Here is a 273-nt window from a genome sequence, read left to right as displayed (position 1 = left end):
CGCAATGTCCTCGAAGAGGCTGCGCTGATGACCACTGAGACGGTGAGGGCCTTCTACGGGATCGTAGCTGCTGGCCCGGATGTTGACACGCCGCCCTGGCTGTTCATCCTGGCCAGACACATCGACGCCTGGGACACGGCCTCGCAGGCCTACATGATGGCCGTGCATCAGCATGCTCGGCCTGTCCTCAATGACATGGAGCGCCTCTCCGCGTCGAAGTAAGCCGGGGGGCTGGGGGACACCCCAGTGAGCCCGAAGGGCGTTGCAGAGGGA

Annotated in this window: 1 protein-coding gene; it reads left to right on the top strand. The window is 64.5% G+C overall.

Going from position 1 to position 273, the window contains the following annotated elements; all coding sequences use genetic code 11:
- Positions 1-222: hypothetical protein (locus ABG80_RS17605; protein WP_235513929.1), on the top strand; the 222-nt coding region annotated here is incomplete at its 5' end.
- Positions 223-273: the final 51 nt, after the last annotated feature.

Source organism: Aquabacterium parvum, from assembly GCF_001447195.1.
Taxonomy (GTDB): domain Bacteria; phylum Pseudomonadota; class Gammaproteobacteria; order Burkholderiales; family Burkholderiaceae_C; genus Aquabacterium; species Aquabacterium parvum.
Note: the sequence above shows the minus strand (reverse complement) of the source record. Positions and strands in the feature narration are given on the sequence as shown.